A 17,144-nucleotide genomic window follows, 5' to 3' on the forward strand; every position below is an offset into this window, starting at 1 on the left:
GGCCTGTGGCCCAAACGGATTAGGTCGCCGCGCTCCCCCGTGCCCCGCCGGCGGCCGGCCTCAGCCTCCGGCCGGCCGGGGCTGCCCCGGCAGGGTGCGCATCCGGCGGGCGGCGCGGCCCCGCTCCGCCAGCTGGTCGTCGGCCGGGTAGCCGACCTCCTCCAGCGTCAGGCCGTACGGCCGGATCACGTTGACGGCGGAGTTGCGCACCCCGCCGGCCAGCACCTCACCGGGGAACTCCACCGGCCGGTGCCCGTCACCGACCAGCAGCATGGCGCCGACCAGGGCGCGCACCATGTTGTGGCAGAAGGCGTCCGCCCGGACGGTGGCGACCGCCAGCGGGCCCGCCACGCCCGCGGTGTGGCTGTCCGCCGGCACCCGCTCCCAGTACAGGTCGAGCAGGGTGCGGATGGTGGTGGCACCCTCGCGCTTCTTGCAGTACGCGGCGAAGTCGTGCTCGCCGATCAGCAGCTCGGCGGCCTCGTTCATCCGGTCCACGTCGAGCGGGCGGTCGTGCCAGAGCACGTGCCCGCGCAGCAGCGGGTCCACCCCGCCCGGGTGGTCCGCGACCCGGTAGGCGTACCGGCGCCAGATCGCCGCGAAGCGGGCGTCGAAGCCCGCCGGCGCCTCGCCCAGCCGGTAGATCCGGACGTCCCCCGGCAGCCGGCCGGCCAGCCGGCGCAGCAGCTTGTCGCCGTGCGCGGCCCAGAGGTCCACCGGCAGGTCCACGTGGGCGACCTGGCCGCGGGCGTGCACGCCGGCGTCGGTGCGCCCGGCCACCGTCAGGTCGAAGGTCTCCTCGCTGCGGGTGACGACCTTCAAGGCGCTCTCGATCTCGCCCTGGACGGTGCGCCGCCCTGGCTGGCGGGCCCAGCCGGAGAACTCGGCCCCGTGGTAGGCGAGATCGAGCCGGATCCGGACCGTCCCCTCGGCGGGGCCGTCCGGGCGGGGGCCTGCGGTCTCGGCACATTCCTTCAGCACTGCTGCTACTCCAGTGGGGCTGCTGCTCCGGTCGGGACGAAAAGAACGGGCCCGTTCCCCCAGCAGAACTGGGGGAACGGGCCCGTCCGACACCTCAGGGTGTTCAGGCGGTCTCGACCTCGGGGGTCTCGTCAGCCTTGGTCTCGGCGGCCTGCTCGGCCTCCTTCACGGCGCGCTTGGTGGCACCCTCGGCCTCGCCGACGGCGGTCTGCGCGACGGTCAGGGCCTCGACCAGCTCGATCACGGCCATCGGGGCGTTGTCGCCACGACGGGGACCGATCTTGGTGATGCGGGTGTAGCCACCGGGGCGGTTCTCGTAGCGCGGCGCGATCTCGGTGAAGAGGGTGTGCAGCACGGAGACGTCGGTGATCGTCTTGCGGACGATGCGACGGTTGTGGATGTCGCCGACCTTCGCCTTGGTGATCAACTTCTCCGCCAGCGGGCGCATCCGACGGGCCTTGGCCTCGGTCGTGGTGATGCGGCCGTACTGGAAGAGCTCCCGGCAGAGGCCGGCGAGCAGCAGCGGCTCGTGGTGCGGGCCGCCGCCGAGGCGGGCGCCCTTCGCGGGACGGGGCATGGTAGCTCCTTAAATCTCCGAATCCGGCCGTGTCAGGTACCGGAACGGGCGGCCGGGCACGGTTGCCCGGACGGCTTAGCGTGGGCCCGAGGGCCCGGTGTGCATCGAACAGGGGCGGCCCGGTGGGCCGCCCCCGCCCAAAATCAGTACTGCTCGGTCTCCGCGTAACCCGCGTCGTCCAGGTCGTCGGCGCCGAAGGCGTCGGCGGCGGCGGTCGGGTCGAATCCGGGCGGGCTGTCCTTGAGGGCCAGGCCCATGCCGGCCAGCTTCGCCTTGACCTCGTCGATCGACTTCGCACCGAAGTTGCGGATGTCGAGCAGGTCGGCCTCGGAGCGGGCGACGAGCTCACCCACGGTGTGGATGCCCTCGCGCTTGAGGCAGTTGTACGACCGAACGGTGAGCTCCAGCTCCTCGATCGGCAGCGCCAGGTCGGCGGCCAGGGCGGCGTCCGTGGGGGACGGGCCCATGTCGATGCCCTCGGCGTCGATGTTCAGCTCGCGGGCGAGACCGAACAGCTCCACCAGGGTCTTGCCGGCCGAGGCCATGGCGTCACGCGGGCGCATGGCGGGCTTGGTCTCGACGTCGACGATGAGCTTGTCGAAGTCGGTCCGCTGCTCGACACGGGTGGCCTCGACCTTGTAGGTGACCTTCAGCACGGGGCTGTAGATCGAGTCGACCGGGATCCGGCCGATCTCCTGGCCGGAGGCCTTGTTCTGGACGGCGGAGACGTAGCCGCGACCGCGCTCGACGGTCAGCTCCATCTCCAGCTTGCCCTTGCCGTTGAGCGTGGCGAGGACCAGCTCGGGGTTGTGCACCTCGACACCGGCCGGGGGCGCGATGTCGGCGGCGGTGACCACACCCGGGCCCTGCTTGCGCAGGTACATCACGACCGGCTCGTCGTGCTCCGAGGAGACGACCAGCTGCTTGATGTTGAGGATGAGGTCGGTGACGTCCTCCTTGACGCCCGGCACGGTGGTGAACTCGTGCAGGACACCGTCGACGCGGATGCTGGTGACAGCGGCGCCGGGGATCGAGGAGAGGAGCGTGCGGCGGAGCGAGTTGCCGAGGGTGTAGCCGAAGCCCGGCTCCAGCGGCTCGATCACGAACCGCGAGCGGAATTCGTCGACGACCTCTTCGGTCAGCGAGGGACGCTGAGCGATCAGCATGTTTTCAGATCCTCCAGTTGTCTTCGGCACCCACTATTTGATGCCGAACAGAACCAGCGTACGGGGTCCTGTGCGAAACAGGACCCCGTACGCGGTGTCGTGCTGTGGCGCGGGGGTAGCCCCGCAACACCCTGCCCGAAGGCGCTGCGTCAGACGCGGCGGCGCTTCGGCGGACGGCAGCCGTTGTGCGGGGTGGGGGTGACGTCCTGGATCGAGCCGACCTCCAGGCCGGTGGCCTGGAGCGAACGGATCGCGGTCTCGCGGCCGGAGCCCGGACCCTTCACGAAGACGTCGACCTTGCGCATGCCGTGCTCCTGCGCGCGACGGGCAGCGGCCTCGGCGGCCATCTGCGCGGCGAACGGGGTGGACTTGCGCGAGCCCTTGAAGCCGACGTGGCCGGCGGAGGCCCAGGAGATCACGTTGCCCGAGGGGTCCGTGATCGAGACGATCGTGTTGTTGAACGTGCTCTTGATGTGAGCGTGCCCGTGGGCGACGTTCTTCTTCTCCTTGCGGCGCACCTTCTTGGCGCCGGCAGCCTGACGACCCTTGGGGGGCATAAGTCTGTTTCTCCTACTGAGGTGGTCGGTCCGCTAACCCGCGGGCCGGAGGGATGTCCGGTTACGGGACGGACTACTTCTTGCCGGGCTTCTTCTTGCCGGCAATCGCGCGACGCGGGCCCTTGCGGGTACGCGCGTTGGTGTGGGTGCGCTGACCGCGGACCGGGAGGCCACGGCGGTGACGCAGACCCTCGTAGCAGCCGATCTCGACCTTGCGGCGGATGTCGGCGGCGACCGAGCGGCGGAGGTCACCCTCGACCGTGTAGTTGGCGTCGATCCACTGCGCGAGCTTCACGAGGTCTTCCTCGGAAATGTCGCGGACCCGGATGTCGGGGTTCACGCCCGTCTCGGCCAGCGACTGCTGGGCGCGGGTACGGCCGATGCCGTAGACGTACGTGAGGGCGATCTCGATCCGCTTTTCGCGGGGGAGATCAACGCCGGCGAGGCGTGCCATTCATGGCTCCTGTGGTTCTTCAGAGGTCTGACGGGCGGCCTGCTCCGAAACCTCTCGGCTTGGGAGCCCCGGCCTCTGACCGGGGGTGGCAGTCCGTCCTTCCGGACGGATCGGGCAGCCCGCGTATGACGTTTTTCGCGTCGCGCGAAGTACTACGAGAAATGCGGAGCTGGATCAGCCCTGGCGCTGCTTGTGGCGCAGGTTGTCGCAGATCACCATGACCCGGCCGTGGCGGCGGATCACCTTGCACTTGTCGCAGATCTTCTTGACGCTCGGCTTGACCTTCATGGTTCAGGTTCTCCGGGTCTAGATCTGACGTTTAACCCTCGCGGAGCGAGGTTGCTACTTGTAGCGGTAGACGATCCGGCCGCGCGTCAGGTCGTAGGGGCTGAGCTCCACCACGACCCGGTCGTCCGGGAGAATGCGGATGTAGTGCATCCGCATCTTTCCGCTGATGTGCGCGAGGACCTTGTGACCGTTCTGCAGCTCAACCTTGAACATGGCGTTCGGGAGAGACTCGATCACGGTGCCCTCGATCTCAATGGCGCCTTGCTTCTTTGCCATGAACTGCGAGATCCACCTTCCGGGACCGGCTACCGTATGCGGCACGCTCGTGCGAACCTGGGTTCACCCCGACCCCCGCGAGGGAGAAGAGGGCGTGCTGAAGCACGCTACGAGTGAGCCGACGGTCCATCCTACGCCAGTCGCGCGGGTACGGCCAAAACCGACGTCACCGCTGCGCCACGATGGCGATCGGCTCGACCTGCGCGGTGCAGGCGGCGCACCGGCGGGCGGCCTCCGGAATCTCGGTCAGGCACTCCGGGCACGGGCGCCTGGGGGCCTTCGGCTTCTTCGGCAGGTAGCGCGCCGTGGCCTTGGTCACAGGCAGCACCACGAAGAAGTAGAGCACCGCGGCGGTCAGCACGAACGCGATCAGGACGTTGAGGAACTGCCCGTACGGGAAGGTCACCCCGCCGACGCTGAACGCGTAGTTCTTGAAGTCGCCGGCGGCCCCGACCGCGACGCCCACCAGCGGCGTGAGGAAGGCCGACACGAAGCCGGTCACCACCCCGGTGAAGGCGGCACCGATGACGACACCGACCGCCATGTCGATGACGTTGCCGCGCATCATGAAGTCCCGGAAGCCCTTGAGCACCGCTGTCCCCTTTTTTCAGCTCATCTGGTAAGCCAGGCAGCTTAGCGACACGTTCACCGGGCAGCAAAAAGGACGAAAAGCCCGGAAGCAGGGCTTCCGGGCTTTGAGTTCACGTCAGGCGGGGAACCGCGCAGGTCAGCCCAGCGGGTCCGGCGCGGCGGTGATCCCGAGCTTCGCCAGCTCGGCCCGGCCGCCGTCGAAGGCGGTCAGCACCAGCGGGCCCTGCTCCGTCACGGCCACCGAGTGCTCCCAGTGCGAGGCCCAGGTGCCGTCGTTGGTGACGACCGTCCAGTCGTCCTCCAGCACCGAGGTGTGCGGGGTGCCCAGCGACACCATCGGCTCGATCGCCAGCACGGTGCCCGGGACGAGCTTCGGGCCCTTGCCCCGGCCGCGCTCGACGTAGTTCAGCACGTGCGGCTCCATGTGCATCGCGGTGCCGATGCCGTGGCCGCCGTAGCCCTCGGTGATGCCCCACTTGCCCTTGGGGGGCAACGGCTGGCGCCGGACGTAACCCTCGATCGCCTTGGAGACGTCGACCAGCCGGTTGTTCTTCTTCATCTGGGCGATGCCGGCCCACATCGAGCCCTCGGTGACCCGGCTGAGCATCTCGACCTCGGGCCGGACCTCGCCCACCGCGACGGTGATCGCCGCGTCGCCGTGCCAGCCGTCCACGATGGCGCCGCAGTCGATGGAGATGAGGTCGCCCTCCTCCAGCACCCGCTCGCCGGGGATGCCGTGCACGACCTCGTTGTTGACCGAGGCGCAGATCACCCCGGGGAACCACAGGCCGCCGTGGTGGGCCCGGAAGTTGGAGGTGGCGCCGTGGTCGGCGATCACCTTGGCCGCGACGTCGTTCAGCTCCTGGGTGGTCACACCCGGCGCCACCGCCGCCCGGGCGGCCTTGAGCGCCTCGGCCACGACCAGCCCGGCCACCCGCATCTTCGCGATCTGCTCGGGGGTCTTGATCTCCACCATCTGGCCACGCCTTCCCGTTGGTCGCCGCCCGGTCCTTGCCGGGCGGCCGTGCACTCGTACAACCGTACGACGCCGTACGGCCGCGCTGCCCCGTCCGGGGGCACCGCGGCCGTACGCACGTCGGTCGGGCCCGGCTCGCGCCGGGGCCCGCTCGCTACTTCTTCAGCGCCTCGATCGCACGCTGGGTGACCTCGTCCACCTTGCCGAGCGCGGGGATGGTCGCGACCAGGCCCTGCTGCGCGTAGTAGTCGATGATCGGCTCGGTCTCCGTGTGGTAGACCTCCAGCCGGGTCCGCACCTTGTCCTCGGTGTCGTCGGAGCGCTGGTACAGCTCCCCGCCGCACTCGTCGCACACGCCCTCGTTCGCGGGCGGGTTGTAGTCCACGTGGAACACGTGGCCACCGTCGTTGCGGCACAGCCGGCGACCGGCGATGCGCTTGACGACCTCGTCCTCGGGGACCTCCAGGTCGAGCACGCCGTCGAGGGCGATGCCCCACTCGACGAGGATCTCGTCGAGCGCCTTGGCCTGGGCAAGGTTGCGCGGGAAGCCGTCGAGCAGGAAGCCGTTCGCGGCGTCCGGCTGGGCCATCCGGTCCTTGGCCATGCCGATGGTGACCTCATCCGGCACCAGGCGGCCCGCGTCCATGTAGCTCTTGGCCTCGAGCCCCAACTGGGTGCGCTGGCCGATGTTGGCGCGGAACAGGTCGCCGGTGGAGATGTGGGGGATGGACAGGGTCTTGGCGAGCAGGTGCGCCTGAGTACCCTTCCCGGCCCCGGGAGGTCCGACGAGGACGATACGCATCAGCGGAGGAACCCTTCGTAATTGCGCTGCTGGAGCTGGCTCTCGATCTGCTTAACAGTTTCGAGTCCGACGCCGACGACGATGAGCACGCTGGTGCCGCCGAACGGGAAGTTGGTCTGCTGTCCGAAGGCGACCAGGGCGATCATCGGGATCAACGCGATCAGGCCCAGGTAGAGCGAACCCGGCCACGTGATGCGGGTAAGCACGTAGTTCAGGTACTCGGCCGTCGGTCGGCCGGCCCGGATCCCCGGGATGAAGCCACCATACTTCTTCATATTGTCCGCAACTTCTTCGGGGTTGAAGGAGATCGCGACGTAGAAGAAGGCGAAGAAGACGATCAGCAGGAAGTAGGTCGCCATGTAGATCGGGTGGTCGCCCTTGACGAAGTTCGTCCTGATCCAGGTGGCCCAGCCGGCCTGGCTGCTGGTCAGCTGCACCAGCAGGGCCGGGATGTACAGCAGCGACGAGGCGAAGATGACCGGGATGACACCGGCCTGGTTCACCTTCAGCGGGATGTAGGTCGAGGTGCCGCCGAAGGCGCGGCGCCCGATCATCCGCTTCGCGTACTGGACCGGGATCCGGCGCTGCGCCTGCTCCACGAAGATGACCAGCATCACAACGATCACGCCGACCGCGATGACGGAGAAGAACTCCACCCAGCCGCCACCGATGGTGCCCGACTTCTTGATCGCCCACATCGAGCCGGGGAAGCCGGCCGCGATGGAGGTGAAGATCAGGATGGACATGCCGTTGCCGATGCCGCGGTCGGTGATGAGCTCGCCGAGCCACATGATCACCGAGGTGCCGGCGGTCATCGTGATGACCATGACCGCGATCCGGAACACCGAGGTGTCCGGGACGATCTCGTTGGCGAAGGTGCAACCCGAGAACAGCGCGCCGCTGGAGGCCGTCGCGACGATGCCGGTGCCCTGGAGCACGGCGAGCGCGATGGTCAGGTAGCGGGTGTACTGGGTGATCTTCGCGGTACCGGCCTGGCCCTCCTTCTTCAGCGCCTCGAGTCGCGGGATCACGACGGTGAGGAGCTGGAGGATGATGCTGGCCGTGATGTACGGCATGATGCCGAGGGCGAAGATCGTCAGCTGCAGCAGCGCGTTGCCGCTGAACAGGTTGACGAGGCCGAACAGGCCGCTGGTCTTGGTCTGGTCCAAACAGGCATTCACTGCTGTGAAACTGACCCCGGGGACGGGGATGTGCGCACCCAGCCGGAACAGCACCATGATGCCCAGCGTGAACAGCAGCTTCTTGCGCAGGTCGGGCGTCTGGAACGCCCGCGCGAACGCACTGAGCACGGTGCCTCCTGCGCCTCCCGCGCGTCGTCGGCGGGAGGGTCGGTCCTGATGGGGGGAGTTTGCCTTCTCGCTCCCCGGCGGACGGGCGCGGACAGAGCTGCGCGAGCCTACAAGGGAACTCCACGGACTCTAACAGTGCACGGCCACTCGACAGAAGCGCGTGCCGCCCCTCCCCCACGCATGGGGTACGGGATGACCGGTTTTGCCATACAAAAGACTTGCCGGTTCCGGATGAGAAATCCGTGTCCGGAGCACCGGAGGGTGCGCCGGGAAATGCGACGGGCCCCGCACCTCCCTTGCGGGAAGTGCGGGGCCCGGGTGTCAGCGGGCTCAGATGAGCTCGGTGACGGTGCCGCCGGCGGCGGTGATCTTCTCGGCGGCGGAGCCGGAGACGGCGTCAACCGAAACCTGCAGCGCGACCGAGATGTCGCCGGTGCCGAGCACCTTGACGAGCGAGTTCTTGCGAACCGCGCCCTTGGCGACCAGGTCCTCGACGGTGACCTCTCCACCCTGCGGGTAGAGCTCGGCCAGCTTGTCGAGGTTGACCACCTGGAAGGTGATCTTGAAGGGGTTCTTGAAGCCCTTCAGCTTCGGCAGGCGCATGTGGAGGGGCATCTGGCCACCCTCGAAGCGCTGCGGAACCTGGTAGCGGGCCTTGGTGCCCTTGGTACCACGACCGGCGGTCTTACCCTTGGACGCCTCACCACGACCGACACGGGTCTTGGCGGTCTTGGCACCCGGGGCAGGACGCAGGTTGTGGACCTTCAGCGGAGAGTCCGCCATGTCAGTCAACCTCCTCGACCGTGACGAGGTGACGGACAGTCTGGGCCATCCCGCGGATCTCGGGACGGTCCTCCTTCACGACCACGTCGTTCATCCGCTTGAGACCAAGCGAACGAAGGGTGTCACGGTGGTTCTGCTTGCTACCGATGTAGGACTTGGTCTGCGTGATCTTGAGGCGAGCCATCAGGCACTCACCCCGGCAGCACGCGCCCGCAGCAGAGCGGCGGGAGCCACGTCCTCCAGCGGCAGACCACGACGGGCGGCGATCTCCTCGGGGCGCACGAGGCCCTTCAGAGCGGCCACCGTGGCGTGCACGATGTTGATCGCGTTGTCCGAGCCGAGCGACTTCGACAGGATGTCGTGGATGCCGGCGCACTCCAGGACGGCACGCACCGGGCCACCGGCGATAACACCGGTACCGGGGGCAGCCGGCTTCAGGAGCACGACGCCGGCAGCCTTCTCGCCCTGGATCGGGTGAGGGATGGTGCCCTGGATACGGGGGACCTTGAAGAAGTTCTTCTTGGCCTCCTCAACACCCTTGGCGATGGCGGCCGGAACCTCCTTCGCCTTCCCGTAGCCGACACCTACGGTGCCGTCACCGTCGCCCACCACGACCAGCGCGGTGAAGCTGAAACGACGACCACCCTTGACAACCTTGGCGACACGGTTGATCGCGACGACACGCTCGACGTAAGCGCTCTTCTCGACGACGGGGGCGCCGCCGTCACGCTTGCGGTCACGCCGCTCGCCACCGCCGGTGCCGCCGCCGGCGCCGCTACCGCGGCGCTGGGGTCCAGCCATTGGAATTACCTCTCTCGTTTACGTCCGTCGACAGAGCCGACGAGCGGCTTAGAAGTCGAGCCCGGCCTCACGGGCAGCATCGGCCAGAGCGGCGATGCGGCCTGCGTAGCGGTTACCCGCGCGGTCGAAGACGACCGACTCGATGCCGGCGGCCTTGGCGCGCTCGGCGACCAGGCTTCCGACCTTCTTGGCCAGCTCGGTCTTGTCGCCCTCGACGCCCTTGATGGACACGTCGAGAGTGGACGCCGACGCGAGGGTGTGACCCTTGGCGTCGTCGATGACCTGGGCGACCATGTGCCGGTTCGAGCGGGTCACGACGAGACGAGGACGAACCTCGGTGCCGGTGACGCGCTTGCGAACGCGGATGGCGCGGCGCTTGCGGGCAGCGTTCTTGTAGCCGTTGCCCTTGCCGATCTTGACAGAAAGACTCATGGCTTACTTACCGCTCTTTCCGACCTTGCGGCGGATGACCTCGCCCGCGTACTTAACGCCCTTGGCCTTGTACGGGTCGGGCTTACGAAGCTTGCGGATCTTGGCGGAAACCTCGCCGACCAGCTGCTTGTCGATCCCGTCCACGTGGAACTTGGTGGGCGACTCGACCACGAAGGTGATGCCCTCCGGGGCCTCGATCAGGATCGGGTGGCTGTAGCCGAGCTGGAACTCCATGTTGGAGCCCTTCGCTGCGACTCGGTAACCAACACCGCTGATCTCCAGCGACTTGCGGTAGCCCGCGGTCACGCCGGTGATCATGTTCGCCACCAGCGTGCGGGAAAGGCCGTGAAGGGCCTTCGACAGACGCTCGTCGTTCGGGCGGGTGACGAGCAGAGTGCCGTCCTCGCCCTTGCCGATCTCGATCGGCGCGGCGACAACGTGGGTGAGGGAGCCCTTGGGGCCCTTCACCGAGACCGCCTGGCCATCGATGGTGACGTCCACGCCGGCGGGAACCGGGATGGGCAGCCGTCCAATGCGCGACATTGCTGTACCTCCGTTTCCCGAATTACCAGACGTAGGCGAGAACTTCTCCGCCTACGCCCTTCTTGGCGGCCTGCTTGTCAGTGAGGAGACCGGAAGACGTGGAGATGATCGCCACGCCCAGGCCGCCGAGCACCTTCGGCAGGTTGGTGGACTTTGCGTAGACCCGCAGGCCCGGCTTGCTGATCCGCTTGATGCCAGCGATCGAGCGCTCACGGTTGGGGCCGAACTTGAGCTCGATGGTCAGCTTCTTGCCGACCTCGTTCTCCTGCGGCTCCTCAACCTTCCAGGAGGAGATGTAGCCCTCCTGCTGCAGGATCTCGGCGACGTGCGCCTTGATCTTGCTGGCCGGCATCGCCACGGTGTCGTGGTACGCCGAGTTCGCGTTACGCAGACGCGTGAGCATGTCTGCGATGGGGTCGGTCATGGTCATGATGGGCCTCAGGCCTCTCTCGCCGTGGTTTCTCCGCGCCAGGTCCCCCCGCCGCACTCCGAGGAGTGCGACAGGGGCACAGACGCAGGGGACCTGCGGCGTTAGTAAGACTGGGTGCGAGCCCTCCGAAGAGGGTCGACGGCAGCTACGGAGCTGCCGCGACAGGGGGCCCGACCCCACTACCTTACGGGATTCCGTACGCAGCCCCAAAAAAGGGCCGTGTGGGATCGGGCACCACTGCTTCGCTATGGCGTTACCAGCGGGTCCTGGACTACCAGGAGCTCTTGGTCACGCCCGGCAGCTCGCCGCGGTGGGCCATCTCACGGAGGCACACACGGCAGAGGCCGAACTTGCGGTACACCGAGTGCGGACGACCGCAGCGCTGGCACCGGGTGTAGGCCCGCACGCCGAACTTCGGCTTGCGCTCGGCCTTCGCGATGAGGGACTTCTTCGCCATGTGCGGCTCACGCCTCCTTGAACGGGAAGCCCAGAGCGCGCAGGAGCGCCCGGCCCTCGTCGTCGGTCTGAGCGGTGGTCACGACGGTGATGTCCATACCGCGCTGACGGTCGACCTTGTCCTGGTCGATCTCGTGGAACATAACCTGCTCGGTCAGACCGAAGGTGTAGTTGCCACGGCCGTCGAACTGCTTGGGGGAGAGACCGCGGAAGTCACGGATACGCGGCAGGGCCAGCGACACCAGACGGTCCAGGAACTCCCACATGCGGTCACCACGGAGGGTGACGTGGGTGCCGATCGGCTGGCCCTCGCGCAGCTTGAACTGCGCGATGGACTTGCGAGCCTTCGTCACCGCCGGCTTCTGGCCGGTGATGGCGGTGAGGTCGCGGATCGCGCCCTCGATCAGCTTGGAGTCGCGGGCGGCCTCGCCCACACCCATGTTGACCACGACCTTGACCAGGCCGGGGATCAGCATGACGTTCTCGTAGGAGAACTCCTCCTTGAGCTGGCCCTTGATCTCGGAGTTGTAACGCTCCTTGAGGCGGGGGGCCACCTTCTCAACGTTCTCGATGGTCGTCTCAGACATCAGATGTCCTCACCGGTTCGCTTGGCAACGCGGATCTTGTTGCCCTCGTCATCGAAGCGGTAACCAACGCGAGTGACGACCTTCTTGCCGTCCTTCTCGACGACCAGCTGCACGTTGGAGACGTGCACCGGGGCCTCGACGGTGACAATGCCACCCTGAGTGCCCTGGCCGGGCTTGGTGTGCTTCTTGACCCGGTTCACACCCTCGACGAGGACCTTGTTCTCGGCGGGCATGGCCTGAATGACCTTGCCCTGCTTGCCGCGGTCCTTGCCGGTGATGACCTGAACCAGGTCACCCTTCTTGATCTTCATGCTGTTCGCCATGGGTTAGAGCACCTCCGGCGCAAGCGAGATGATCTTCATGAACTTCTTGTCGCGCAGCTCGCGGCCCACCGGGCCGAAGATGCGGGTGCCACGGGGGTCACCGTCGGTGTTCTTCAGAACGACCGCGGCGTTCTCGTCGAACCGGATGTACGAACCGTCGGGACGACGGCGCGACTTCACGGTGCGGACGATGACGCACTTGACGACGTCACCCTTCTTCACCGAGCCACCGGGGATCGCGTCCTTGACGGTCGCGACAATGACGTCCCCGATACCGGCGTAGCGGCGACCGGAACCACCGAGAACGCGGATGCAAAGGATTTCCTTCGCGCCCGTGTTGTCGGCGACACGCAGTCGCGACTCCTGCTGGATCACAGCTTTCTCCTGATCGTCAACGAGAGCTGACGGGCCGGCCGCTGCTCACACCGGCGCCCGCGAGGGGCCCGCTGCACATACGGCCGTACCGCATCAACTTCGTTACTTGGCCTTCTCGAGGATCTCGACGACGCGCCAGCGCTTCGTCGCGGACAGCGGGCGGGTCTCCGCGAGGAGGACCCGGTCGCCGATGCCGCAGGCGTTTGCCTCGTCGTGCGCCTTCAGCTTGTTCGTACGGCGGATGACCTTGCCGTACAGAGCGTGCTTGACGCGGTCCTCGACGGCGACGACGACGGTCTTGTCCATCTTGTCGCTGACGACGAGACCCTCACGGGTCTTGCGGAAGCCGCGCGTCTCTTCGTTGGTGGTGTTCTCAGTCATCAGGCGTTCTCCACCGTCTCGATGCCCAGCTCGCGCTCGCGCATCAGGGTGTAGATCCGCGCGATGTCCTTACGGACGAGCTTGAGCCGTCCGTGGTTGTCGAGCTGCCCGGTCGCCGCCTGGAAGCGGAGGTTGAACAGCTCCTCCTTGGCCTCACGGAGCTTGGCAACGAGACCCTCGTTGTCCAGCTCGCGAAGCTCAGCAGCCTTGGTGCCGGCCGACATCAGCTCTCACCTGCCTCGCGCCGGATGATCCGGCACTTCATCGGGAGCTTGTGAGCTGCGCGGGTCAGCGCCTCACGAGCCACCTTCTCGTTGGGGTACGACAGCTCGAACATGACCCGACCCGGGTGCACGTTCGCGATCCACCACTCGGGCGAACCCTTACCGGAACCCATGCGGGTCTCGGCCGGCTTCTTGGTGAGCGGACGGTCCGGGTAGATGTTGATCCAGACCTTGCCGCCACGCTTGATGTGACGGGTGACGGCGATACGAGCGGACTCGATCTGCCGGTTCGTCACGTAGGCCGGGGTGACGGCCTGGATGCCGTACTCGCCGAAGGCGAGCTCGGTGCCACCCTTGGCAGCGCCACGGCGCTTCGGGTGGTGCTGCTTGCGGTGCTTGACCCGACGGGGGATCAGCATGACGGTCAGGCCTCCGTTCCGGTGCTCTCGGCAGCCGGCGTCTCCGTCACAGCCGCGGCCGGAGCCTCGGTGTTCTGGGGACGACGGGCGCCACCACGGGCGCCACCGCGCTCGCCACCACGGCCACCGCGCTCGCCGCCGCGCGCGGGGCGGGCGTCGTTGCGGGCCGGGCGGTTGCCCGAGCGGGCAGCAGCGTTCTCGGCGCGGACCTCGGCGATGTTCTTGACGTCGCCCTTGTAGATCCAGACCTTGACGCCGATACGACCGAAGGTCGTCTTGGCCTCGAAGAAGCCGTAGTCGACGTTCGCGCGAAGGGTGTGCAGCGGCACACGGCCCTCGCGGTAGAACTCCGAACGGCTCATCTCGGCGCCGCCGAGACGACCGGAGCACTGGACCTTGATGCCCTTGGCGCCGGACTTCATGGTGCCCTGCATCGACTTGCGCATGGCACGGCGGAACGACACGCGGGAGGACAGCTGCTCCGCGACGCCCTGAGCCACGAGCTGGGCGTCCAGCTCGGGGTTCTTGACCTCGAGGATGTTCAGCTGGACCTGCTTGCCGGTCAGCTTCTCGAGGTCGCCGCGGATGCGGTCGGCCTCGGTGCCACGGCGACCGATGACGATGCCGGGGCGAGCGGTGTGGATGTCGACCCGGACGCGGTCGCGGGTGCGCTCGATCTCAACCTTCGAGATGCCGGCGCGCTCCATGCCCTTCGTCATCATGCGACGAATGGCAACGTCTTCCTTGACGTAGTCCGAGTACAGCTTGTCGGCGTACCAGCGGGACTTGAAGTCCGTGCTGATGCCGAGACGGAACCCGTGCGGGTTAACCTTCTGGCCCATTACCGGGTCCCTTCCTTGCTGCTGACGACCACGGTGATGTGGCTGGTCCGCTTGCGGATCCGGTAGGCACGGCCCTGGGCGCGCGGACGGAACCGCTTCAGGGTCGGGCCCTCGTCAACGTACGCCTCGCTGATGACGAGGTCGTCCACGTTGTTGTGGTTGTAGTTGTGCACGGCGTTGGCAATGGCGCTGTCGAGCACCTTGCCGACCGGCACGGTAGCGGCCTGCGGAGCGAAACGCAGGACCGCCTGGGCCTCCGTGGCGTTCAGGCCACGGATGAGGTCCACCACGCGGCGGGCCTTCATGGGCGTGACGCGGATGTACCGCGCCTGGGCCCTGGCTTCCATGGTTGTCCCCTTGCTGGTGTAAGTCATTGAGTCGGTAATCTCGCTGGCGACTAGCGACGCTTCGACTTGCGGTCGTCCTTGACGTGACCGCGGAAGGTACGCGTCGGCGCGAACTCGCCGAGCTTGTGGCCGACCATCGACTCGGTGACGAACACCGGGACGTGCTTACGGCCATCGTGGACCGCGATCGTGTGGCCGAGCATGGCCGGGAAGATCACGGAGCGACGGGACCAGGTCTTGATGACGTTCTGGGTACCCGCCTCGTTCTGCGCGTCCACCTTCTTGAGAAGGTGGCCGTCGATGAAGGGGCCCTTCTTGAGACTGCGCGGCATCTGACCTGCTCCTAGCGCTTCTTGTTGGTCTTGCGGCGGCGCACGATGAGAGCGTTCGAAGCCTTCTTCGGGCTACGAGTGCGACCCTCCTTCTGGCCCCACGGCGAGACCGGGTGGCGACCACCGGAGGTCTTACCCTCACCACCACCGTGCGGGTGGTCGATCGGGTTCATGGCCACACCACGCACGGTCGGGCGAACGCCCTTCCAGCGCATACGGCCGGCCTTGCCCCAGTTGATGTTCGACTGCTCGGCGTTGCCGACCTCGCCGACGGTCGCGCGGCAGCGCGCGTCCACCAGGCGGATCTCACCGGAGGGCATGCGCAGGTGCGCCATCTTGCCCTCACGCGCCAGCAGCTGGATGCCGGCACCGGCGGAGCGGGCCATCTTGGCACCGCCGCCCGGGCGCAGCTCCACCGCGTGGATGGTGGTACCGACCGGGATGTTGCGCAGCGGCAGGTTGTTGCCGGGCTTGATGTCGGCCGCGGGGCCGTTCTCAATCCGGTCGCCCTGGCCGACACCGCGCGGGGCGATGATGTAGCGCTTCTCGCCGTCCGCGTAGTGCAGGAGCGCGATGCGCGCAGTGCGGTTGGGGTCGTACTCGATGTGTGCGACCTTGGCCGGCACGCCGTCCTTGTCGTGACGACGGAAGTCGATCACGCGGTAGGCGCGCTTGTGTCCGCCACCCTGGTGGCGAGCGGTGATACGACCGGCGTTGTTACGGCCGCCCTTGCTGTGCAGGGGGCGAACCAGCGACTTCTCCGGCGTGGACCGCGTGATCTCTACGAAGTCGGCCACGCTGGAGCCACGACGGCCCGGCGTAGTCGGCTTGTACTTGCGGATGCCCATTTGGCTCTCTCGTCCTCGTCCTTATCGACGATCCGAGTCTCCGTTAGGAGACCGGACCCCCGAAGATGTCGATGCGGTTGCCCTCGGCCAGCGTCACGATGGCGCGCTTGGTGTCCTTGCGCTTGCCAAAGCCCGTCTTGGAGCGCTTGCGCTTGCCCTGACGGTTGAGCGTGTTGACCGACTCGACCTTGACCGAGAAGACCGCCTCGACGGCCTGCTTGATCTGGGTCTTGTTGGCGCCCGGCGACACGACGAACGTGTACTTGTTCTCGTCGAGGAGCGCGTAACTCTTCTCGGAGATGACCGGCTTCACCAGAACGTCACGGGGGTCCGTGAACGTCTTGCTCGTGATCTCTGCAGCCATCAGGCGGCGCTCCCTTCGAGCTCGCCCTCAGCAGCCACAGCCTTGGCGGACGCGGCGGGACCCGCCACGAAACGCTCGAAAGCAGCCTGGGTGAAGACCACATCGTCGGAGACGAGCACGTCGTAGGTGTTCAGCTGACCGGCGTCCAGGATGTGGACGTTCGGCAGGTTGCGGGCGCTCTTGAGACCCAGCTCGTCGGCACGCTCGACGACGAGGAGGATGTTCTTGCGCTCGGTGATCTTGCCGAACAGACCCTTGGCGGCCTTGGTCGACGGCGCCTCGACCGCGACCACGTCAGTGACGACGTGGATGCGGTTGTGGCGGGCCCGGTCGGTGAGCGCGCCACGCAGAGCGGCGGCGATCATCTTCTTCGGGGTCCGCTGCGAGTAGTCACGCGGAACGGGACCGTGGACGACGCCACCGCCGACGAACTGCGGAGCGCGGGTCGAGCCCTGACGGGCGCGGCCGGTGCCCTTCTGGCGGTACGGCTTGCGACCGCCACCGCGGACCTCGCCACGAGACTTGACCTTGTGGGTGCCCTGACGGGCCGCAGCGAGCTGCGCCACGACGACCTGGTGCATCAGCGGAACGCTGACCTTGGCGTCGAAGATCTCGGCCGGCAGCTCAAGGCTTCCGGTCTTGTCGCCCGAGGGCGACAGGATGTCAATGGTGCTCATAT

Annotated in this window: 30 protein-coding genes; all 30 read right to left on the reverse strand. The window is 67.3% G+C overall.

The genetic code is table 11. The features are described 5' to 3' along the window. Window positions 1-60: 60 nt before the first annotated feature. The 30 genes from truA to rplD all read right to left on the reverse strand — a co-directional run bounded on the left by truA (window position 61) and on the right by rplD (window position 17,142). Window positions 61-981 carry a tRNA pseudouridine(38-40) synthase TruA gene (gene truA / locus J2S46_RS16985; protein WP_191289664.1) on the reverse strand — a complete coding sequence of 307 codons (921 nt, stop codon included), beginning with the start codon at window positions 979-981 and terminating at the stop codon, window positions 61-63. Window positions 982-1,084: 103 nt separating this feature from the next. Further along, window positions 1,085-1,558 carry a 50S ribosomal protein L17 gene (gene rplQ, locus J2S46_RS16990; protein ID WP_073924288.1) on the reverse strand — a complete coding sequence of 158 codons (474 nt, stop codon included), beginning with the start codon at window positions 1,556-1,558 and terminating at the stop codon, window positions 1,085-1,087. Window positions 1,559-1,701: 143 nt separating this feature from the next. Next, on the reverse strand, window positions 1,702-2,724 hold the full coding sequence (locus J2S46_RS16995; RefSeq protein WP_030232516.1) for a DNA-directed RNA polymerase subunit alpha: 1,023 nt from the start codon (window positions 2,722-2,724) through the stop codon (window positions 1,702-1,704). 149 nt (window positions 2,725-2,873) lie between these two features. Beyond that, entirely contained in the window at window positions 2,874-3,281 is a 408-nt protein-coding gene (gene rpsK / locus J2S46_RS17000) for a 30S ribosomal protein S11 (RefSeq protein WP_073924289.1), read from the reverse strand. A 73-nt stretch (window positions 3,282-3,354) separates the two neighbouring features. Continuing rightward, a complete protein-coding gene (gene rpsM, locus J2S46_RS17005) occupies window positions 3,355-3,735 on the reverse strand; it encodes a 30S ribosomal protein S13 (protein ID WP_073924290.1) in 381 nt (126 codons plus the stop codon). Between the two features lie 174 nt (window positions 3,736-3,909). After that, on the reverse strand, window positions 3,910-4,023 hold the full coding sequence (gene rpmJ / locus J2S46_RS17010) for a 50S ribosomal protein L36 (RefSeq protein WP_003956441.1): 114 nt from the start codon (window positions 4,021-4,023) through the stop codon (window positions 3,910-3,912). Window positions 4,024-4,077: 54 nt separating this feature from the next. Beyond that, window positions 4,078-4,299, reverse strand: coding sequence for a translation initiation factor IF-1 (infA, locus tag J2S46_RS17015; protein WP_003956442.1), 222 nt, complete (start codon window positions 4,297-4,299; stop codon window positions 4,078-4,080). Window positions 4,300-4,465: 166 nt separating this feature from the next. After that, entirely contained in the window at window positions 4,466-4,891 is a 426-nt protein-coding gene (gene mscL, locus J2S46_RS17020) for a large conductance mechanosensitive channel protein MscL (RefSeq protein WP_191289663.1), read from the reverse strand. A 135-nt stretch (window positions 4,892-5,026) separates the two neighbouring features. After that, a complete protein-coding gene (gene map, locus J2S46_RS17025; protein ID WP_190210859.1) occupies window positions 5,027-5,866 on the reverse strand; it encodes a type I methionyl aminopeptidase in 840 nt (279 codons plus the stop codon). A gap of 154 nt (window positions 5,867-6,020) precedes the next feature. Then, on the reverse strand, window positions 6,021-6,668 hold the full coding sequence (locus J2S46_RS17030; protein ID WP_191289662.1) for an adenylate kinase: 648 nt from the start codon (window positions 6,666-6,668) through the stop codon (window positions 6,021-6,023). Beyond that, window positions 6,668-7,978 (reverse strand): preprotein translocase subunit SecY, encoded by a 1,311-nt coding sequence (secY, locus tag J2S46_RS17035; RefSeq protein ID WP_073924294.1) that lies wholly within the window; start codon window positions 7,976-7,978, stop codon window positions 6,668-6,670. The genes J2S46_RS17030 and secY overlap by 1 nt, the downstream gene beginning before the upstream one ends. 330 nt (window positions 7,979-8,308) lie before the next feature. Beyond that, on the reverse strand, window positions 8,309-8,761 hold the full coding sequence (gene rplO / locus J2S46_RS17040; RefSeq protein WP_073924295.1) for a 50S ribosomal protein L15: 453 nt from the start codon (window positions 8,759-8,761) through the stop codon (window positions 8,309-8,311). A gap of 1 nt (window position 8,762) precedes the next feature. Continuing rightward, window positions 8,763-8,945, reverse strand: coding sequence for a 50S ribosomal protein L30 (rpmD, locus tag J2S46_RS17045; RefSeq protein ID WP_073924296.1), 183 nt, complete (start codon window positions 8,943-8,945; stop codon window positions 8,763-8,765). After that, window positions 8,945-9,562 (reverse strand): 30S ribosomal protein S5, encoded by a 618-nt coding sequence (rpsE, locus tag J2S46_RS17050; RefSeq protein ID WP_073924297.1) that lies wholly within the window; start codon window positions 9,560-9,562, stop codon window positions 8,945-8,947. Before rpsE ends, rpmD begins: the two co-directional genes overlap by 1 nt. A 48-nt stretch (window positions 9,563-9,610) precedes the next feature. Further along, complete coding sequence (gene rplR, locus J2S46_RS17055; protein ID WP_073924298.1) at window positions 9,611-9,994, reverse strand: 50S ribosomal protein L18; 384 nt, start codon at window positions 9,992-9,994, stop codon at window positions 9,611-9,613. A 3-nt stretch (window positions 9,995-9,997) separates the two neighbouring features. Continuing rightward, window positions 9,998-10,537, reverse strand: a complete 540-nt coding sequence (rplF, locus tag J2S46_RS17060) for a 50S ribosomal protein L6 (RefSeq protein WP_073924299.1) — start codon at window positions 10,535-10,537, stop codon at window positions 9,998-10,000. A 22-nt stretch (window positions 10,538-10,559) separates the two neighbouring features. Beyond that, window positions 10,560-10,967, reverse strand: coding sequence for a 30S ribosomal protein S8 (rpsH, locus tag J2S46_RS17065; RefSeq protein ID WP_073924300.1), 408 nt, complete (start codon window positions 10,965-10,967; stop codon window positions 10,560-10,562). 271 nt (window positions 10,968-11,238) lie between these two features. Further along, window positions 11,239-11,424, reverse strand: a complete 186-nt coding sequence (locus tag J2S46_RS17070; RefSeq protein WP_030393303.1) for a type Z 30S ribosomal protein S14 — start codon at window positions 11,422-11,424, stop codon at window positions 11,239-11,241. Window positions 11,425-11,431: 7 nt separating this feature from the next. Then, window positions 11,432-12,010, reverse strand: coding sequence for a 50S ribosomal protein L5 (rplE, locus tag J2S46_RS17075; protein ID WP_073924301.1), 579 nt, complete (start codon window positions 12,008-12,010; stop codon window positions 11,432-11,434). Then, entirely contained in the window at window positions 12,010-12,321 is a 312-nt protein-coding gene (gene rplX / locus J2S46_RS17080; RefSeq protein ID WP_073924734.1) for a 50S ribosomal protein L24, read from the reverse strand. The genes rplE and rplX overlap by 1 nt, the downstream gene beginning before the upstream one ends. Window positions 12,322-12,336: 15 nt before the next feature. After that, on the reverse strand, window positions 12,337-12,708 hold the full coding sequence (rplN, locus tag J2S46_RS17085; RefSeq protein WP_035800854.1) for a 50S ribosomal protein L14: 372 nt from the start codon (window positions 12,706-12,708) through the stop codon (window positions 12,337-12,339). 102 nt (window positions 12,709-12,810) lie between these two features. Continuing rightward, window positions 12,811-13,089 carry a 30S ribosomal protein S17 gene (rpsQ, locus tag J2S46_RS17090; protein WP_073924302.1) on the reverse strand — a complete coding sequence of 93 codons (279 nt, stop codon included), beginning with the start codon at window positions 13,087-13,089 and terminating at the stop codon, window positions 12,811-12,813. Then, complete coding sequence (gene rpmC / locus J2S46_RS17095; protein ID WP_030055825.1) at window positions 13,089-13,313, reverse strand: 50S ribosomal protein L29; 225 nt, start codon at window positions 13,311-13,313, stop codon at window positions 13,089-13,091. The genes rpsQ and rpmC overlap by 1 nt, the downstream gene beginning before the upstream one ends. Then, a complete protein-coding gene (rplP, locus tag J2S46_RS17100) occupies window positions 13,313-13,732 on the reverse strand; it encodes a 50S ribosomal protein L16 (RefSeq protein ID WP_030055824.1) in 420 nt (139 codons plus the stop codon). The genes rpmC and rplP overlap by 1 nt, the downstream gene beginning before the upstream one ends. Window positions 13,733-13,737: 5 nt before the next feature. Next, window positions 13,738-14,574 (reverse strand): 30S ribosomal protein S3, encoded by an 837-nt coding sequence (rpsC, locus tag J2S46_RS17105; RefSeq protein WP_073924303.1) that lies wholly within the window; start codon window positions 14,572-14,574, stop codon window positions 13,738-13,740. Further along, entirely contained in the window at window positions 14,574-14,921 is a 348-nt protein-coding gene (rplV, locus tag J2S46_RS17110) for a 50S ribosomal protein L22 (RefSeq protein WP_033824229.1), read from the reverse strand. Before rplV ends, rpsC begins: the two co-directional genes overlap by 1 nt. Window positions 14,922-14,971: 50 nt before the next feature. Continuing rightward, window positions 14,972-15,253, reverse strand: coding sequence for a 30S ribosomal protein S19 (gene rpsS / locus J2S46_RS17115; RefSeq protein ID WP_030055821.1), 282 nt, complete (start codon window positions 15,251-15,253; stop codon window positions 14,972-14,974). Between the two features lie 11 nt (window positions 15,254-15,264). Next, on the reverse strand, window positions 15,265-16,101 hold the full coding sequence (rplB, locus tag J2S46_RS17120; RefSeq protein WP_073924304.1) for a 50S ribosomal protein L2: 837 nt from the start codon (window positions 16,099-16,101) through the stop codon (window positions 15,265-15,267). 43 nt (window positions 16,102-16,144) lie between these two features. Next, a complete protein-coding gene (gene rplW / locus J2S46_RS17125) occupies window positions 16,145-16,465 on the reverse strand; it encodes a 50S ribosomal protein L23 (RefSeq protein WP_073924305.1) in 321 nt (106 codons plus the stop codon). Beyond that, window positions 16,465-17,142 carry a 50S ribosomal protein L4 gene (rplD, locus tag J2S46_RS17130; protein WP_073924306.1) on the reverse strand — a complete coding sequence of 226 codons (678 nt, stop codon included), beginning with the start codon at window positions 17,140-17,142 and terminating at the stop codon, window positions 16,465-16,467. The genes rplW and rplD overlap by 1 nt, the downstream gene beginning before the upstream one ends. Between the last annotated feature and the right edge of the window lie 2 nt (window positions 17,143-17,144).

Source organism: Kitasatospora herbaricolor, from assembly GCF_030813695.1.
GTDB lineage: Bacteria > Actinomycetota > Actinomycetes > Streptomycetales > Streptomycetaceae > Kitasatospora > Kitasatospora herbaricolor.

What these genes read in the sequence shown, in the direction of transcription:
- rplQ (WP_073924288.1), bottom strand. Translation starts at nt 1,558, where the DNA reads ATGCCCCGTCCCGCGAAGGGCGCCCGCCTCGGCGGCGGCCCGCACCAC.
- J2S46_RS16995 (WP_030232516.1), bottom strand. Translation starts at nt 2,724, where the DNA reads ATGCTGATCGCTCAGCGTCCCTCGCTGACCGAAGAGGTCGTCGACGAA.
- rpsK (WP_073924289.1), bottom strand. Translation starts at nt 3,281, where the DNA reads ATGCCCCCCAAGGGTCGTCAGGCTGCCGGCGCCAAGAAGGTGCGCCGC.
- rpsM (WP_073924290.1), bottom strand. Translation starts at nt 3,735, where the DNA reads ATGGCACGCCTCGCCGGCGTTGATCTCCCCCGCGAAAAGCGGATCGAG.
- rpmJ (WP_003956441.1), bottom strand. Translation starts at nt 4,023, where the DNA reads ATGAAGGTCAAGCCGAGCGTCAAGAAGATCTGCGACAAGTGCAAGGTG.
- infA (WP_003956442.1), bottom strand. Translation starts at nt 4,299, where the DNA reads ATGGCAAAGAAGCAAGGCGCCATTGAGATCGAGGGCACCGTGATCGAG.
- map (WP_190210859.1), bottom strand. Translation starts at nt 5,866, where the DNA reads ATGGTGGAGATCAAGACCCCCGAGCAGATCGCGAAGATGCGGGTGGCC.
- J2S46_RS17030 (WP_191289662.1), bottom strand. Translation starts at nt 6,668, where the DNA reads ATGCGTATCGTCCTCGTCGGACCTCCCGGGGCCGGGAAGGGTACTCAG.
- rplO (WP_073924295.1), bottom strand. Translation starts at nt 8,761, where the DNA reads ATGGCGGACTCTCCGCTGAAGGTCCACAACCTGCGTCCTGCCCCGGGT.
- rpmD (WP_073924296.1), bottom strand. Translation starts at nt 8,945, where the DNA reads ATGGCTCGCCTCAAGATCACGCAGACCAAGTCCTACATCGGTAGCAAG.
- rpsE (WP_073924297.1), bottom strand. Translation starts at nt 9,562, where the DNA reads ATGGCTGGACCCCAGCGCCGCGGTAGCGGCGCCGGCGGCGGCACCGGC.
- rplR (WP_073924298.1), bottom strand. Translation starts at nt 9,994, where the DNA reads ATGAGTCTTTCTGTCAAGATCGGCAAGGGCAACGGCTACAAGAACGCT.
- rplF (WP_073924299.1), bottom strand. Translation starts at nt 10,537, where the DNA reads ATGTCGCGCATTGGACGGCTGCCCATCCCGGTTCCCGCCGGCGTGGAC.
- rpsH (WP_073924300.1), bottom strand. Translation starts at nt 10,967, where the DNA reads ATGACCATGACCGACCCCATCGCAGACATGCTCACGCGTCTGCGTAAC.
- J2S46_RS17070 (WP_030393303.1), bottom strand. Translation starts at nt 11,424, where the DNA reads ATGGCGAAGAAGTCCCTCATCGCGAAGGCCGAGCGCAAGCCGAAGTTC.
- rplE (WP_073924301.1), bottom strand. Translation starts at nt 12,010, where the DNA reads ATGTCTGAGACGACCATCGAGAACGTTGAGAAGGTGGCCCCCCGCCTC.
- rplX (WP_073924734.1), bottom strand. Translation starts at nt 12,321, where the DNA reads ATGAAGATCAAGAAGGGTGACCTGGTTCAGGTCATCACCGGCAAGGAC.
- rpsQ (WP_073924302.1), bottom strand. Translation starts at nt 13,089, where the DNA reads ATGACTGAGAACACCACCAACGAAGAGACGCGCGGCTTCCGCAAGACC.
- rpmC (WP_030055825.1), bottom strand. Translation starts at nt 13,313, where the DNA reads ATGTCGGCCGGCACCAAGGCTGCTGAGCTTCGCGAGCTGGACAACGAG.
- rplP (WP_030055824.1), bottom strand. Translation starts at nt 13,732, where the DNA reads ATGCTGATCCCCCGTCGGGTCAAGCACCGCAAGCAGCACCACCCGAAG.
- rpsC (WP_073924303.1), bottom strand. Translation starts at nt 14,574, where the DNA reads ATGGGCCAGAAGGTTAACCCGCACGGGTTCCGTCTCGGCATCAGCACG.
- rplV (WP_033824229.1), bottom strand. Translation starts at nt 14,921, where the DNA reads ATGGAAGCCAGGGCCCAGGCGCGGTACATCCGCGTCACGCCCATGAAG.
- rpsS (WP_030055821.1), bottom strand. Translation starts at nt 15,253, where the DNA reads ATGCCGCGCAGTCTCAAGAAGGGCCCCTTCATCGACGGCCACCTTCTC.
- rplB (WP_073924304.1), bottom strand. Translation starts at nt 16,101, where the DNA reads ATGGGCATCCGCAAGTACAAGCCGACTACGCCGGGCCGTCGTGGCTCC.
- rplW (WP_073924305.1), bottom strand. Translation starts at nt 16,465, where the DNA reads ATGGCTGCAGAGATCACGAGCAAGACGTTCACGGACCCCCGTGACGTT.
- rplD (WP_073924306.1), bottom strand. Translation starts at nt 17,142, where the DNA reads ATGAGCACCATTGACATCCTGTCGCCCTCGGGCGACAAGACCGGAAGC.